This is a genomic window from Streptomyces humi, from assembly GCF_001005085.2.
GTDB lineage: Bacteria > Actinomycetota > Actinomycetes > Streptomycetales > Streptomycetaceae > Streptomyces > Streptomyces humi.
Genome location: NZ_LBMU02000019.1, coordinates 1 through 14,130, shown reverse-complemented (window position 1 = coordinate 14,130; position 14,130 = coordinate 1). Strand labels below are relative to the sequence as shown.

12 protein-coding genes are annotated in these 14,130 nt (G+C 71.6%); 4 read left to right on the top strand and 8 right to left on the bottom strand.

Annotated elements, in window-relative coordinates; translation table 11 throughout:
- Positions 1 to 84: 84 nt before the first annotated feature.
- The 3 genes from pfkB to AAW13_RS07155 all read right to left on the bottom strand — a co-directional run bounded on the left by pfkB (position 85) and on the right by AAW13_RS07155 (position 3,721).
- Positions 85 to 1,032, bottom strand: coding sequence for a 1-phosphofructokinase (gene pfkB, locus AAW13_RS07165; protein ID WP_046732981.1), 948 nt, complete (start codon positions 1,030 to 1,032; stop codon positions 85 to 87).
- Positions 1,033 to 1,061: 29 nt separating this feature from the next.
- Positions 1,062 to 1,823: a DeoR/GlpR family DNA-binding transcription regulator gene (locus AAW13_RS07160; protein ID WP_046732967.1), complete on the bottom strand. Its 762-nt coding sequence runs from the start codon at positions 1,821 to 1,823 to the stop codon at positions 1,062 to 1,064.
- A 305-nt stretch (positions 1,824 to 2,128) separates the two neighbouring features.
- Positions 2,129 to 3,721, bottom strand: a complete 1,593-nt coding sequence (locus AAW13_RS07155; RefSeq protein ID WP_420855440.1) for an MFS transporter — start codon at positions 3,719 to 3,721, stop codon at positions 2,129 to 2,131.
- A gap of 62 nt (positions 3,722 to 3,783) precedes the next feature.
- On the opposite strand from AAW13_RS07155, the gene AAW13_RS07150 reads away from it, so the two are divergent.
- Positions 3,784 to 4,800: a helix-turn-helix transcriptional regulator gene (locus AAW13_RS07150; protein WP_046732969.1), complete on the top strand. Its 1,017-nt coding sequence runs from the start codon at positions 3,784 to 3,786 to the stop codon at positions 4,798 to 4,800.
- A gap of 173 nt (positions 4,801 to 4,973) precedes the next feature.
- Here the strand turns inward: AAW13_RS07150 and AAW13_RS07145 are convergent, their stop codons facing one another.
- On the bottom strand, positions 4,974 to 5,567 hold the full coding sequence (locus tag AAW13_RS07145) for a TetR/AcrR family transcriptional regulator (RefSeq protein WP_046732982.1): 594 nt from the start codon (positions 5,565 to 5,567) through the stop codon (positions 4,974 to 4,976).
- Between the two features lie 598 nt (positions 5,568 to 6,165).
- Positions 6,166 to 7,179: a sigma-70 family RNA polymerase sigma factor gene (locus tag AAW13_RS07140; RefSeq protein WP_046732970.1), complete on the bottom strand. Its 1,014-nt coding sequence runs from the start codon at positions 7,177 to 7,179 to the stop codon at positions 6,166 to 6,168.
- A gap of 226 nt (positions 7,180 to 7,405) precedes the next feature.
- Between AAW13_RS07140 and AAW13_RS07135 the strand changes: the two genes are divergently transcribed.
- A complete protein-coding gene (locus AAW13_RS07135; protein WP_046732971.1) occupies positions 7,406 to 7,924 on the top strand; it encodes a GNAT family N-acetyltransferase in 519 nt (172 codons plus the stop codon).
- 19 nt (positions 7,925 to 7,943) lie between these two features.
- Here the strand turns inward: AAW13_RS07135 and AAW13_RS07130 are convergent, their stop codons facing one another.
- The gene (locus tag AAW13_RS07130; protein ID WP_240528553.1) at positions 7,944 to 8,756 is read right to left on the bottom strand and encodes a dioxygenase family protein; all 813 of its coding nucleotides are present in this window, start codon (positions 8,754 to 8,756) and stop codon (positions 7,944 to 7,946) included.
- A 154-nt stretch (positions 8,757 to 8,910) separates the two neighbouring features.
- Between AAW13_RS07130 and AAW13_RS07125 the strand changes: the two genes are divergently transcribed.
- Positions 8,911 to 9,426, top strand: a complete 516-nt coding sequence (locus AAW13_RS07125) for a MarR family winged helix-turn-helix transcriptional regulator (protein WP_046732972.1) — start codon at positions 8,911 to 8,913, stop codon at positions 9,424 to 9,426.
- Between the two features lie 165 nt (positions 9,427 to 9,591).
- On the opposite strand, the gene AAW13_RS07120 is transcribed toward AAW13_RS07125, so the two are convergent.
- Both AAW13_RS07120 and AAW13_RS07115 read right to left on the bottom strand, forming a co-directional pair.
- Positions 9,592 to 11,130, bottom strand: coding sequence for an MFS transporter (locus AAW13_RS07120; RefSeq protein ID WP_046732973.1), 1,539 nt, complete (start codon positions 11,128 to 11,130; stop codon positions 9,592 to 9,594).
- A gap of 299 nt (positions 11,131 to 11,429) precedes the next feature.
- The gene (locus AAW13_RS07115; protein ID WP_046732974.1) at positions 11,430 to 12,080 is read right to left on the bottom strand and encodes a TetR/AcrR family transcriptional regulator; all 651 of its coding nucleotides are present in this window, start codon (positions 12,078 to 12,080) and stop codon (positions 11,430 to 11,432) included.
- 488 nt (positions 12,081 to 12,568) lie between these two features.
- Here AAW13_RS07115 and AAW13_RS07110 point away from each other — a divergent pair, with 488 nt between their 5' ends.
- Positions 12,569 to 13,858, top strand: a complete 1,290-nt coding sequence (locus tag AAW13_RS07110) for a M6 family metalloprotease domain-containing protein (protein WP_046732984.1) — start codon at positions 12,569 to 12,571, stop codon at positions 13,856 to 13,858.
- Positions 13,859 to 14,130: the final 272 nt, after the last annotated feature.

Below are 14,130 nucleotides of genomic sequence, written 5' to 3'. Positions count from 1 at the left end.
CCGTAGCGGTCGTAACGGCCGTAGCGGTCGTAACGGCTGTAGCGGTCGTAGCGGCTGTAGCGGTCGTAGCGGCCGTATATGCGTTCATGACACCGGCTCCGTCAGTTCGCGGTCGACGGGGACGCGGTCGGTGACGGTCACCGCCGAGGGGTCCAGGTCGGCCGGGGTGGGCATCACGCTGCCGGGCAGCTGGACGGCGGCAGCGCCGTGGGCGACGGCGGAGGCGAGGGCCTTCGGGCCGCTGCCGCCGGCGATGAGGAAGCCGGCGAGGGAGGAGTCGCCGGCGCCCACGTTGCTGCGGACGGCGTCCACGCGGGCGCTCGCGAACCAGGCGCCGGTGTCCTCCACGAGGAGCTGGCCGTCGGCGCCCAGGCTGGCGAGCACGGCGCGGGCGCCCATGCCCCGCAGTTCCTCGGCCGCCTTCAGGGCGTCGCCTACGGTCGCCAGGGGGCGGCCGACGGCTTCCGCGAGTTCCTCGGCGTTCGGCTTCACCACGTCCGGGCACTCACGCAGCGCCTCGAGCAGCGCGCGCCCCGAGGTGTCCAGCGCGATCCGCGCTCCCCCGGCGTGCGCCCGGGCGACGACATCGGCGTACCAGGAGGGCGCGAGCCCGCGGGGCAGGCTGCCGCAGCAGGCGATCCAGTCGGCGTCGCGGGACTGCTCGCGCACGGTGTCGAGGAGGAGTTCCTGCTCCTCGGCTGAGAGTTCCGGACCGGGCGCGTTGATCTTGGTGAGCACCCCGTCGGACTCCGCGAGGGCGATGTTGGAGCGGGTGGCCCCGGCGACCGGGACCGGCGCGACCTCGATGCCCTGCGCGTCGAGCAGATCGGCGACCAGCGCCCCCGGCGCACCCCCCAGCGGCAGCACGGCGACCGTGCGCCGTCCGGCCGCGGCGACGGCACGGGAGACGTTCACGCCCTTGCCGCCGGGGTCCATGCGTTCGCCGGTGGCGCGGTTGACCTCGCCGCGCTCCAGGGCGGGGACCTCGTAGGTGCGGTCGAGGGAGGGGTTGGGGGTGACGGTGAGGATCATGCCCGTACCGCTCGTGCTGTTCGTGGTGCTCATGCTCGTACTACTTCCGTGCCGCCGCGCTCGATGGCGGCGGCGTCCTCGGGGGTCAGTCCGGTGTCCGTGATCAGCAGGTCCACGTCGCCCAGGGCGCCGAAGCGGGCGAAGTGTTCCTGGCCGTGCTTGGCGGAGTCGGCGAGCAGGACCACCCGGCGGGCGGCCGCAACGGCGGCCCGCTTGACCGCGGCCTCGGCGAGGTCGGGGGTGGTCAGGCCCTGCTCGGCGGAGAAGCCGTTGGCGGCGACGAAGAGGACGTCGGCGCGGATCTCGCCGTACGCGCGCAGCGCCCAGGCGTCCACGGCGGCGCGCGTACGGTGCCGTACGCGCCCTCCGACGAGGTGGAGCTGGATGCCCGGGTGGTCGGCGAGGCGGGCCGCGATCGGCAGGCTGTGGGTGACGACCGTGAGGTTCGCCTCCAGTGGGATGGCCGCGGCGAGCCGGGCGACCGTCGTGCCGGCGTCCAGGATCAGGGTGCCCTCGGTGGGCAGCTCCGGGACGGCGGCCTTGGCGATGCGGTCCTTCTCGTCGGCCGAGGTGGACTCGCGTTCGGCGAGGTCGGGCTCGAAGTCGAGGCGCCCGGCCGGTATGGCACCGCCGTGCACCCGGCGGACCAGGCCGGCGCGGTCGAGGGCTTTCAGGTCGCGGCGGATCGTCTCCTGCGTGACCTGGAACTCCTCGGCGAGCGACACGACGTCCACCCGGCCGCCGTCACGGGCGAGCCGGAGGATCTCCTGCTGCCGCTCCGGTGCGTACATGCCCCTGCGCCTCCGCTCCAGCGATGCGTCCACTCGATACGACGTCCACTCGATACGTCGTCCACTCGATACGACGTCCACTCGATGTCCGGCCGGGTCCGACTGTGTCCGATCCATGCCCGAACTTGTGGTTTCACTCGGAGGCTACGCCGGGATTTCCGGAAAGTAAACAGGTTCGGACCTCAAACGGGCACGATCGGACTTCCAGTCGTTTACGGACCCGCGCACGGCCGGCTCAGGACGCGTGCGACGAGGGGCCCGGCACCTCGCGGTGCGGGGCCCCTCGTCGGAGGTCGGACGGATGGTCAGTGGACGAGTGCGGCCTCCGACTCCGGCGACGGCTCCGGTTCGTCCACCGCGCCCGCCTCCAGGTGCCGCGCCGGGCGCTTCGGCAGGGCGAACATCAGCAGGAAGATCACGGCCAGCACGGCGGCCACCCAGAGCAGCGCGTGCTGGAAGGCGTGCGCGAAGGCCGGGCCGACCTGGGCCGGGGTCAGCCGGTCGCCGATGACACCGAAGAAGACGACCGAGACCAGGCCGAGCCCGAGCGCGTTGCCCATCTGCTGCACGGTGTTGATCAGGCCGGAGGCGGAACCGGCGTGCTCGCGCGGCACCTCCGACAGCACCGCGTCGGTCAGCGGGGCGACGATCAGGCCCATGCCCACCCCCATCACGACCAGGGGCAGCGCCATCTGCCAGGAGGTGATGGCGAGGCCGTAGCGGTGCGACTCCCAGATGTAGACCAGCACCCCGAGGGCCATCAGCAGGGCGCCGGCCTGGAGCACCCCGCGGCCGAACCGCGGGACCAGCTTCTGCACGGACATACCGGCGGCCACCGACACCGCGATGGAGAACGGCACTCCCGTGAGCCCGGCGTGCAGCGGGGTCCAGCCGAGGCCGATCTGCATGTACAGCGTCCAGACCAGGAAGAAGACACCGAGCGCGACACCGAAGACGGTCTGGACGGCGATGCCCGCGGCGAAGCTCTTCACGGTGAACAGGGACGTCTCGATGAGCGGGGAGCCGTCGGCGGCGGCCTTCCGGCGTTCGTACGCGACCAGGACGCCGAAGACGACGAGCGCGCCGGCCATCGACGCGTACCCCCACAGCGGCCAGCCCAGCTCGCGGCCGCGGGTCAGCGGGTAGAGCAGCATCAGCAGGCCGAGGGTGACCAGGGCGACGCCGACGAGGTCCAGTTTCAGGGCGCGCGGAGCCCTGGATTCGCCGATGTAACGGCGGCCCAGGAGCAGCGCCGCGATGCCCACCGGGAGGTTGATCAGGAAGATCGGGCGCCATTCGAGTCCGAACAGGTTCCACTCGGTGAGCAGGGCGCCGAGCAGCGGGCCGGAGACCGCGCCCAGCCCGACGATCGCACCGAACAGGCCGAACACCTTGCCGCGTTCGTGGGCGGGGAAGGTGGCGTGCACGATCGACAGGACCTGCGGGACCATCATCGCCGCCATGGCGCCCTGCAAGATGCGGGCGGCGACCAGCATCCCGGGGTCGGCGGCGAAGCCGCACAGGGCCGAGGCGAGGGTGAAGCCCGCGACGCCGACGAGGAACAGTCGTTTACGGCCGTGAATGTCTCCGAGACGACCGCCGGTGATCAGGCCGGCCGCGAAGGCGAGGGCGTAACCGGCGGTTATCCACTGGATCTGGCTGAAGGAGGCACCGGCGTCCCGCTGGATGGAGGGGATCGCGATGTTGACGATCGTGACGTCGACGAGGTCCATGAAGGCGGCGGTCATGACGATGGCCAGGGCCAGCCAGCGGGTCCGGTCCGGCGGGGGTTCGGGGAGCGCCGTGGGGGCGGGTGCGTGCCGTCGGGTGCCGGTCGCGTGTGGCTGGTCGCGCAGTTCCCCACGCCCCTGCGGGGCGCTGGTGTCCGTGGAAGTCATGTCAGCACCGTAGTCGTGCATTAGGCCAGATCCTGTCCTACTGGTACGGCATCCTCGTCCGCATGACGACGGACACTCCGGCCCGGCTCCTCCAGTTGCTGTCCCTGCTCCAGACGCCCCGTGAATGGCCCGGCGGTGAGCTGGCCGACCGGCTCGGGGTGTCCCGGCGTACCGTGCGGCGCGACATCGACCGGCTCCGGGAGCTGGGGTATCCCGTGGAGGCCAGCATGGGGTCCGACGGCGGGTACCGGCTGGTGGCCGGCAAGGCGATGCCGCCGCTGCTCCTCGACGACGAGGAGGCGGTGGCCATCGCGGTCGGGCTGCGGGCCGGTGCCGGGCACGCCGTGGCCGGGGTGGACGAGGCGTCGGTGCGGGCGCTGGCGAAGCTGGAGCAGGTGCTGCCGGCCCGGCTGCGGCACCGGGTGTCCACGCTCCAGGCCGCGACCACCCCGCTGACCATCGGTGACGGGGCGAGCATCGCGCCGGAGACGCTGACCGTGATGGCCTCGGCGGTCGCGGGGCGGGAGCGGCTGCGGTTCGGCTACCGGGCGGCGGACGGCAGCGAGACCCGGCGGCAGGCCGAGCCGTACCGGCTGGTGTCGACCGGACGGCGCTGGTACCTCGTGGCGTACGACCTGGACCGCGCCGACTGGCGGACGTTCCGGGTCGACCGGGTGAGCGAGCCGTTCGCGACCGGGGCGCGGTTCACCCCGCGCGAGCTGCCGACCGGGAGCGCGGCGGAGTTCCTGCGGCGGTCGATCCAACGGCAGCAGGAGACGTACGAGTTCGTGGTCGCCTTCGCGGGGTCGGTGGAGGAGGTGTCGGCCCGGCTGCCGGCGTGGCTGGGGACGCCGGTGAGCGAAGGGGACGGCGGCCGGTGTGTCGTCCGGGGGGCCACCGGGGATCCGGTGGAGTGGCTGGCGGTGCGGCTGGTGATGGCGCGGTGCGAGTTCACGGTACGGGAGCCACCGGAACTGGTCTCGTGCGTGCGGGAGTTGGGAGGCCGACTGAGCCGGGCCGGCGAGGGGCGTGAGCCAGGCCGGCGAGGGGACGTGACCCAGGCCGGCGAGGAGGCGTGAGCCGGGGGCGGGTGCGCCCTGGGGAGGGGTGGTTGCGCAGAGGGTGGCGCCCCGGCGGGGGTGGTTGCGCAGAGGGTGGCGCCCCGGCGGGGGTGGTTGCGCCGGGGTGGCGCCCCGGGGGCGGTGCCGGGAACGGGGGTGGGGTGGTGGGCCGGACGTGGGGTGAGGCGTCGTCAGTCCTTGCCGTCCTCCCAGTCGAACCGTCGCAGCGCCTCCAGGTTGCGCAGCGCGAGCGCGCCGGGGCCCCGCTCCCCCGACGGCGGTGCCGTGCCCGCCGCCCAGGACTGCACCGCCACCCGTACCGCCGCGCCGGCCACCGCCGCCGTGAAGCGGAGCCGGGGGGTCGGAGCGACGTCGTCCTTCGCGTTCGAGGTGCGCTCCGCCAGGATCGCGGCCAGCAGGTCCTCCGCGGACTGGCACACCTCCGCCCACACCTTCCGCAGCGCCGGGCTGGTCTCGGCCAGGTGGATCAGGGTGCGGACCCACTCCCAGGAGGCCGCCGAGACACCGGCGCCCGGGGTGAGCGTGTGGTGCACGGCGTGTTCGAGGGCCTCGGGTACGGAGAGGGCCGCCGGCGCGGACCGCACCGCCTCCGCCCAGCGCCGGGCGCCCGCCGCGTAGAGCGGGGCGACGGCCTCCTCCTTGGTCGCGAAGTAACGGTAGAACGTGCGCGGGGCGATGCCCGCGGCCTGCGCGATGTCCTCGGCGCGGGTGGCCCGCAGACCGTGCCTTACGAAGAGGCCCGCGGCGGCCCGGGCGATCTCCATCCGGGTCTCGGCCTTGCGCCGCTCCGTCAGGGAGGCGGCGGGAGGGTACTGCTCAGGGGCGTTGCCAGTGGTGCCGGTGGTGCCGGTGGTGCGGGGGGTGCTCACCTCGGCAGGCTATGCCGCTGTGGCAGAATCTGCCATCCGGTGGTTCACCCCGTGGTTCAGGTACGGGGTGGGCCACCGTTCCGTCATGCCGGGGAGAATCCACGCCCGGCGGACCCGCGGAACACATGGAACCGGGCTCCGGCGCCCGGGGGGGATGGGCGCCAGAGCCCGGCTCTGGGAAAGTCCCGGCGCCGGGGGGGGGATGTTGCGTCGGGACGTGGCTCAATGGGGTTCTTCAGAGGTCGTCGAGGGCCGTCGAAGAGGTGGTTGGAGAGGCGGTCGGGCAGTGACGCGGTCTGCCGGAACGATTCGCCCCGGTGCAGAATGGTTGTTCCCTGCGCACGGGTCCTGAAGCGGCGGTACCGCGCCATGTTTGCGCCGTCTTTCGCCACCCGGCGCACGCGGCGAGGGTGAGTGGAACGTCGCGCGCCCCCAGGCGCGCGAGCCCCACGTCCACGCATTCCCCTCGTCTCCCCCTCACCGCCGCACTTCCTTACGCCGCCGGTTCGAACCCGGTGGAACGGGCCAGCTTCTTCAGCTCCAGCAGGGCGTGCTTCTCGATCTGGCGGATCCGCTCACGGGTCAGCCCGTGCTCCTTGCCGACCTCCGTCAGCGTGCGCTCCCGGCCGTCCTCGATGCCGTACCGCATCTTGATGATCGACGCCGTGCGCTGGTCCAGACGGCCGATCAGGTCGTCCAGCTCCTCACTGCGCAGCAGGGTCAGGACGGACTGCTCGGGGCTGACCGCCGACGTGTCCTCCAGGAGGTCACCGAACTGGGTGTCGCCCTCGTCGTCCACCGACATGTTCAGCGAGACCGGGTCACGGGCCCAGTCGAGGACGTCGGTGACGCGCTCCGGCGTGGAGCCGAGCTCGGCGGCGATCTCGGCGGGCTCCGGGTCGCGCCCGTTCTCCCGGTTGAACTCGCGCTGGACACGGCGGATCCGGCCGAGCTCCTCCACCAGGTGGACGGGGAGCCGGATGGTCCGGGACTGGTCCGCGATGGAACGGGTGATCGCCTGACGGATCCACCAGGTGGCGTACGTGGAGAACTTGAAGCCCTTGCGGTAGTCGAACTTCTCGACGGCGCGCACCAGGCCGGCGTTGCCCTCCTGGATCAGGTCGAGCAGGGGCAGACCGCTGCGCGGGTAGCGTCGGGCGACAGCCACGACCAGGCGGAGGTTGGAGCGGATGAAGATGTCCTTCGCACGCTCACCTTCGGCGACGAGCGCCTCCAGCTCCTCGCGGGTGGCGTCCGACGCGGACTCCTCCTCGCCGTCGAGGACCTGCCGCGCGAACACTCCCGCTTCCACGGCCTGGGACAGCTCGACCTCCTTGGCCGCGTCGAGCAGCGGTGTGCGCGCGATCTCGTCGAGGTACATGCCGACCAGGTCACGGTCGGCGATCTCGCCGGTGTGGCTGCGGACGCCACGGGCGCGAACACTGCTTGCCGAGTCGGCCGCCTCGCCAGTGGCGGTCTTACGACGGGCGACGGCACGGGTTGCCATGCGTGCTCCCTTGCGATGGTGGGCGGGCGGGGTGGTCCTGTCGGTCCTTCAGCTGCCGGGTCCTCGACTCGACGCCCTGGGGAACTCCACTCCTGGAACTCCTCGGACTCTCGCCGAGTGCCCTGCATCTGATGGAAACAACGACTGGAATCCGGACAGAATTCCCACGCCGCCCCCCGATTTTTCTGATCATGCAGTATCCTGCGCGACCACGTGAGGAGTCGGGATGTCGTCGGAACGTACAGAGGTGCAGGTCAGGCCGGGGAACGAGGGGGACCTCGAAGCCCTCACCGAGATCTACAACCACTACGTCCATGAGACGCCCATCACATTCGACACGGTGGTCTTCACTCCGGAAGAGCGTCGTCCGTGGCTGCTCTCCCACCCGGAAGACGGCCCGTACCGCCTGATGGTTGCCGTGGCGGCGGACTCACAGGAGATTCTCGGGTACGCCACATCCAGCCCCTACCGCGCGAAACCGGCCTACGGGACCTCGGTGGAGACGACGGTGTACCTGGCCCCCGAGGCCGGCCGGCGCGGTATCGGCACGCTCCTCTACACGGCCCTCTTCGAGGCGCTCGCGGGCGAGGACCTGCACCGCGCCTACGCGGGCGTCGCGCAGCCGAACGAGGCGTCCACCCGGCTGCACGAGCGCTTCGGCTTCCGGTACGTCGGCACGTACCGCGAGGTGGGCCGCAAGTTCGGCCGCTACTGGGACGTGGCCTGGTACGAGAAGGATCTCTGACCGGGCGCTCCCGCCCCGCTCACCCGAACTGCACGGACCTCTTCGCCATTCCCAGCCAGAACCCGTCGATCACCGACTTCTGCGCATCCAGTTCGCCGCCCGCCTCCGCCGCGCCCATGGTGACGAAGAGCGGGGCGAAGTGCTCGGTGCGCGGGTGGGCGTAGCGGCCGGCGGGGGCCTTGTCGAGGAAGTCGAGCAGGGCGTCCCAGTCGCGGTTCTCCAGGGCCCGGTGACCCCAGTCGTCGAACTCGGAGGACCAGGTCGGCACACCGCCGCCGGTGTGGCGCAGGGCGGCGAGGTTGTGGGTGAAGAAGCCGGAGCCGACGATCAGCACGCCCTCGTCGCGCAGCGGGGCGAGCCGGCGGCCGATCTCCATCAGCCGCACCGGGTCGAGGGTGGGCATGGAGATCTGGAGGACGGGAATGTCGGCGGCCGGGAACATCTCCACCAGGGGTACGTAGGCGCCGTGGTCCAGGCCGCGGTCCGGGATGTCCTGCACGGGGGTGCCGGGGGCGCGCAGCAGCTTGCGCACGCTCTCGGCCAGCTCCGGCGCGCCGGGGGCCTCGTACCGCACCTGGTAGTAGTGCTCGGGGAAGCCCCAGAAGTCGTAGACGAGCGGGACGGTCCGTACGGCGCCGAGGGCGAGCGGGGCCTCCTCCCAGTGCGCGGAGACCATCAGGATCGCCTTCGGGCGGGGCAGGCCGGCGCTCCAGGCGGCCAGTTCGCCCGGCCAGACGGGGTCGTCGGCGAGCGGCGGCGCGCCGTGGCTCAGATAGAGGGCGGGCATGCGCTCACGGGAAGCGGCGGATCGCTCCGGGGCGGCGGCGGACATGACGGCGGCTCCCTCCGGGCCGTTCCTCGACCCGATGTAACCCAATGTGACCGATGGCTGATACAACTTGATGTTTTAACTCTCAAGCTTTCCGTCCGACACCTTACGCCGGACTTGTTTAATCTTCAAGGAGAGGCCTCGTACAGTGGGATGCATGAATACGGCATCCGCATCCGCCACCACCCGCCAGCAGCGCTGGCTCACCACCGACGAACAGCGCGTCTGGCGCGCGTACCTGCACGCCTCGACCTTGCTGGAGGACCATCTGGACCGTCAGCTCCAGCGGGACGCGGGGATGCCGCACATCTACTACGGACTGCTCGTCGGGCTCGCCGAGGCGCCCGGCCGGCGACTGCGGATGACCGAGCTGGCGATGAACGCGAAGATCACCCGCTCCCGGCTCTCGCACGCCGTCGCCCGCCTGGAGAAGAACGGCTGGGTACGACGGGAGGACTGCCCCTCCGACAAGCGCGGCCAGTTCGCCGTCCTCACCGACGAGGGCGTCGAGGTGCTGCGGCGCACCGCGCCCGGCCATGTGGCCGCCGTACGGCAGGCGCTGTTCGAGCGGCTGACCCCGGAACAGCAGCAGGCCTTCGGCGAGATCATGCAGATCGTCGCCGAAGGCCTACAGCCGAGCGATGCGGGCGCGGACCTGCCCTGGCTCCGCTGAGCCGGAACAGGTCCGGTGAGAGCCGGAACAGGTCCGGTGAGCCGGAACAGGCCCGGTGAGCCGGAACAGGCCCGGTGAGCCGGAACAGGCCCGGTGAGCCGGAACAGGCCCGGTGAGCCGGAACAGGTCCGCGTACGGGTACCCCGCGGTGGGTCGCTCAGCGGCTCAGTGGGCGACCACCGGAACCGCCAGCTCGTCCTCCGCGCCCTCGCCGGAGGTGACCGCGGTCGTCTCGGGCTTGCCGGCGTTGACGAAGGTCACCACGACCACCGCGGCCAGCACCAGCATGCCCACGGCGACCCAGATCGCGTTGGCGTAGCCGTGCACCGCACCCTCCATCTGGACCAGCTGCTGCTGCGACTTGGAGGTCGCGGTGGCGATGTGGTCCTTGATGTACGACGTCGTCGCGGAGGCGGCGATGGTGTTCAGCAGGGCCGTGCCGATGGCGCCGCCCACCTGCTGCGAGGTGTTGACCATCGCGGAGGCGACACCGGCGTCGCGGGGCTCGACACCGAGCGTGGCCAGGGACATGGCCGGCATGAACGCCGTACCCATGCCGAGACCGAGCAGCAGCATCGCCGGAAGGATGGTCGAGGCGTACGAGGAGCCGATCTCCATCTGCGTCATGACCAGCATGCCGGCCGCGGCGACCAGGAAGCCGGGACCCATCAGCGCCCGGGCCGGGACCCGGGTCATCAGCCGGGTGCCGATCTGGGTGGAGCCGATCATCATGCCCGCGATCATGGGCAGGAAGGCGAAGCCGGTCTTGATCGGCGAGAAGCCCTTGATGACCTGGAGGTAGTAGGTCAGGAAGAGGAAGGTGCCGAACATCGCGATGATCGCGATACCGAGCGAGAGGTAGATACCGCCGCGGTTGCGGTCGAGGACGACGCGCAGCGGCAGCAGCGGGGCCTTGACCCGGGCCTCGGTGACCACGAACGCGATCAGCAGCACCGCGGAGGCGACGAACAGGCCCACGGTGGTGGCGTCGCCCCAGCCGTCGGACTCGGCGCGGGTGAAGCCGTAGACCAGGGAGACCAGGCCGAGGGTGGAGAGCAGTACGCCGGGGATGTCCAGCGGGTTGCGGTTGCGGCCGCCCTCCGGCTCCCGGATGACGAAGTACGCGCCGAGCGCGGCGACGATGGCGAACGGGATGTTCACGAAGAACGTCCAGCGCCAGTCCAGGTACTCGGTGAGCACACCGCCGAGGATGAAGCCGACGGCGCCGCCGCCACCGGCGATCGCGCCGTAGATGCCGAACGCCTTGGCACGCTCCTTGGCGTCCGTGAACATCACGGCGAGCAGGGAGAGCGCGGCCGGGGCGAGCATGGCGCCGAAGACGCCCTGGAGGGCGCGGGCGCCGAACATCATGGCACCGGAGGTCGCGGCGCCACCGAGGGCGGAGGCGGCGGCGAAGCCGGTCAGGCCTATGACGAAGGCCCGCTTGCGACCCCACAGGTCGGCGATCCGGCCGCCGAAGAGGAGCAGACCGCCGAAGGCGAGGGCGTAGGCCGTGACGACCCACTGCCGGTTGCCGTCGGAGATGCCCAGGTCGGTCTGGGCGGAGGGCAGCGCGATGTTCACGATGGTGGCGTCGAGGACGACCATCAGCTGGGCGAGCGCGATGAAGACGAGCGCTTTCCAGCGGTTGGCGTCACCGGACGATGCCGGTGCGCCGGGAGCCTTGGCGGCTGTTGCAGACATGGGGGTACCCACTTCGTGACTTCGTGACGGAAAGTCGGGAGTTCGTGACGGAATTCGGCAGGATGAACCGGTGTGCGAGTCGTGGTGCGAGACGGCGTGCGAGAGGTGTCAGACGTGTCAGACGTGTGAGATACGGGACCGGTCGACGGCTCCGGACTCATCGGTGGACGGATCGCCCGGTTGACCGGTGGGCCGATCGCCCGGTTGGTCGGTGAGCGGATCGCCCAGTTGATCGGTCGGTCGGCCGGTGGGCCGGTCGGTCGGTGGATCCGTGAGCTGGCCGGTGGTTCGCGGGAGGGTCAGGACTGGCGCAGGTCCTCCATGGTCACGGCCGTGCCCGGCAGGGCGGAGCGGGCCGGGGCCCGCAGTCCGTCCAGGAACAGTTGCAGATAACGGTGGACGAAGCGGTCGTTGGTCAGGCAGCCCGTGCCGGCCGGGGGCCGGCTGAGCTGGGCCACCGCGATCATCACGTCACCGACGCCCACGTCCGGACGGAGCTGTCCGGCCGCCTTGGCGCGGTCCATGATCTGCGCGATGAGCCGCTCACACCGCTCGCGCGCCGCTTTCAGGTCCGGGTGGTTCTTGTCGAAGGTGCTGGAGACCATCGGGCACAGCGCGCTGACCCGCTCGTCGGCGGAGGTGTGCACGAACCGCTCCAGCGCCTCGAAGGCGTCCCCGGTCTCCGCGAGCGCCAGCTCGGCCGCCTCCGACGTCCGGTCCATCACGGAGCAGACGACCTCACGGACGAGCGCGTCGCGGTCGGGGAAGTTGCGGTAGAGAGTGGCGTTGCCGACCCCGGCCCGGCGGGCGATCTCGTCGAGCGGCACATCCGGGCCGAACTCGGTGAACATCTCGCGGGCGGCGGTGACGATCCGCTCCCGGTTGCGCAGGGCGTCGGCACGGGGCCTGGGTGCCTTGCGCACGGCGGGGGTGGCGGTCGCGGTCTGCACGGCGCACTCCTGGTCTGGTCGGTCTTGGTGATCCGGTGTCTTGGTGATCGCGTCTTCGTGATCGCGCTTCATGGTCGTGTCTTCGTGATCCGGGGACTGGGTCCCCGTTTCGCTCTGACACAGGTCTAAACGGGGAGAGGGTCCCCGGTTATTTCCCCACCCTCCCCCAATTTTGTGTGACCTGAATCACACTCGCATGCCCGGGAAATCCCACGATCGGCCTCTTCAGCGCGCGTCCTCCGCCCCCTCGACACAGGGTGATCGAAAGGGTGCAGCCTGACACCGGCGGCTGCCGTGGCGCGAAAGGTCCATGCATGCAGCCGCACCCCGGTCGCCGTACACCCGTGAGCCGCCGCACCTCCGCGCACCGGCGCGGCCCCGCCCACCGCCGGGTTCCGTCGGGCCGCCGGATATCCGCGGGGACAACGGGGGGAGGGGGAACAGCGGGGGGCACGGGGACCATGGGCGCCGCGGGGGGCACGGGGACCATGGGGGCCCTGGGGGCCGCGGGGGGCCGTATACGCCCCCGCCGTGCGGTCTGCCTCGCCGCCGTCACCGCGCTGATCCTCGCGGTCGGCACGTCGGCGGGTTCCGGGCACCTCACGGCGGCACCCACCCCGGCCGGCGCCGGCCCGATCGCGCTGGCCCGCTCGGCCGCGTACGGCCCCTGCCTGATCAGCGGCGGCCACCACGTCCAGATGACCGAGGGCATACCCACACCGGGCGGCTACTCCCGATCCACCGGCACCGTGCACGCCCTGACCCTGATGGTCGACTTCTCCGACGCGCCCGGCCAGGGCAACGCGCTCGACCGCTACCGCGAGTTCTTCCCGCAGACCCAGGAATGGTTCCGGACCGCCTCCTACGGCAAGCTCGACTACCAGCCGGCCGCCCCGATCGACCACTGGCTGCGGATGCCCAAGCCGTTCGCCGCGTACGGCATAGAGCGCGGCGCCCCCTTCGACCCCGGCTACCGGCAGCTGGTCCAGGACATCGTGGCCGCCGCCGACCCGGACGTGGACTTCCGGTCGTACGACCTCCTGAACGTGCTGGTCACCCCGAACGCCGGCCCGTCCGCCCTGGACACGGTCCTGTCGGTGACCTTCGCGGGCAACGCCGACGCCCCGGTCGCCGACGGCGTACCGGTCGCCAACGCCTCCTTCGTCTACTCCCGCCAGGACGACGGTTCCGGCTCCTACGCCCGCACCGGCTACCGGGTCCTCCCGCACGAGAACGGCCACGTCTTCGGCCTGCCCGATCTCTACACCCAGGAGGGCGGGGGCGCGGTGGGGCACTGGGACATCATGAGCGAGGACTGGGGGGCCGACAACGACCTGCTCGCCTGGCACAAGTGGAAGCTGGGATGGCTGGACGCCGACCAGGTCAGCTGTGCGGCGAAGCGCGGCACCACCGACCTCACCCTCACGCCGCTCTCCCGGGCGGGCGGCCGCAAACTGGTCTTCGTCCCCGTCGACGGCCGCACCGGCTACGCCCTCGAGGTGCGCACCAAGGGCGGCAACGACGAGGAGGTCTGCCGCCCCGGCGTCCTCGTCTACAAGGTCGACGCGAACGTCGACACCGGGCGCGGCCCGATCAAGGTCTACGACGCCCACCGCGACAGCGGCGGCTGCACCCGCAGCCCCAACGTCCAGGCGGAACTCTCCGACGCCCCGTTCGGCCCGGGCGAGACCCTGAAGGACCCGGGCCACGGAATCGAGATCCGGGTGCTGGGTGTGGACGGGGACGGGGCGTACCGGGTGCGGGTGAGCCGGGCGTGAGGACGGGGCGCCCATCGCTCTCTCGCGGTCTACGGTAGGCGTGCCCTGATCGCCGTACCGGAGAACCGATGCCCGCCGCCGTTCCCCAGCCCGCCTCCTCCCCCGCCTCCCCCGCCTCCCCCGCCTCTCCCACACCGCACGAGCCGCCGGTCGAACCACGGCCCGGAGCATCGGCCGGACCACGGACCGGAGCGTCGGCAGAACCACGGACCGGGGCGTCGGCAGAACCACGGCCCGGAGTGTCGGCCGAACCACGGACCCGGGCGTCGGTC

Bases quoted from the DNA above. Each gene is read 5' to 3' on its own strand.
- pfkB (WP_046732981.1), bottom strand. From the start codon at position 1,032: ATGATCCTCACCGTCACCCCCAACCCCTCCCTCGACCGCACCTACGAG.
- AAW13_RS07160 (WP_046732967.1), bottom strand. From the start codon at position 1,823: ATGTACGCACCGGAGCGGCAGCAGGAGATCCTCCGGCTCGCCCGTGAC.
- AAW13_RS07155 (WP_420855440.1), bottom strand. From the start codon at position 3,721: ATGACTTCCACGGACACCAGCGCCCCGCAGGGGCGTGGGGAACTGCGC.
- AAW13_RS07150 (WP_046732969.1), top strand. From the start codon at position 3,784: ATGACGACGGACACTCCGGCCCGGCTCCTCCAGTTGCTGTCCCTGCTC.
- AAW13_RS07145 (WP_046732982.1), bottom strand. From the start codon at position 5,567: ATGGAGATCGCCCGGGCCGCCGCGGGCCTCTTCGTAAGGCACGGTCTG.
- AAW13_RS07140 (WP_046732970.1), bottom strand. From the start codon at position 7,179: ATGGCAACCCGTGCCGTCGCCCGTCGTAAGACCGCCACTGGCGAGGCG.
- AAW13_RS07135 (WP_046732971.1), top strand. From the start codon at position 7,406: ATGTCGTCGGAACGTACAGAGGTGCAGGTCAGGCCGGGGAACGAGGGG.
- AAW13_RS07130 (WP_240528553.1), bottom strand. From the start codon at position 8,756: ATGTCCGCCGCCGCCCCGGAGCGATCCGCCGCTTCCCGTGAGCGCATG.
- AAW13_RS07125 (WP_046732972.1), top strand. From the start codon at position 8,911: ATGAATACGGCATCCGCATCCGCCACCACCCGCCAGCAGCGCTGGCTC.
- AAW13_RS07120 (WP_046732973.1), bottom strand. From the start codon at position 11,130: ATGTCTGCAACAGCCGCCAAGGCTCCCGGCGCACCGGCATCGTCCGGT.
- AAW13_RS07110 (WP_046732984.1), top strand. From the start codon at position 12,569: ATGGGGGCCCTGGGGGCCGCGGGGGGCCGTATACGCCCCCGCCGTGCG.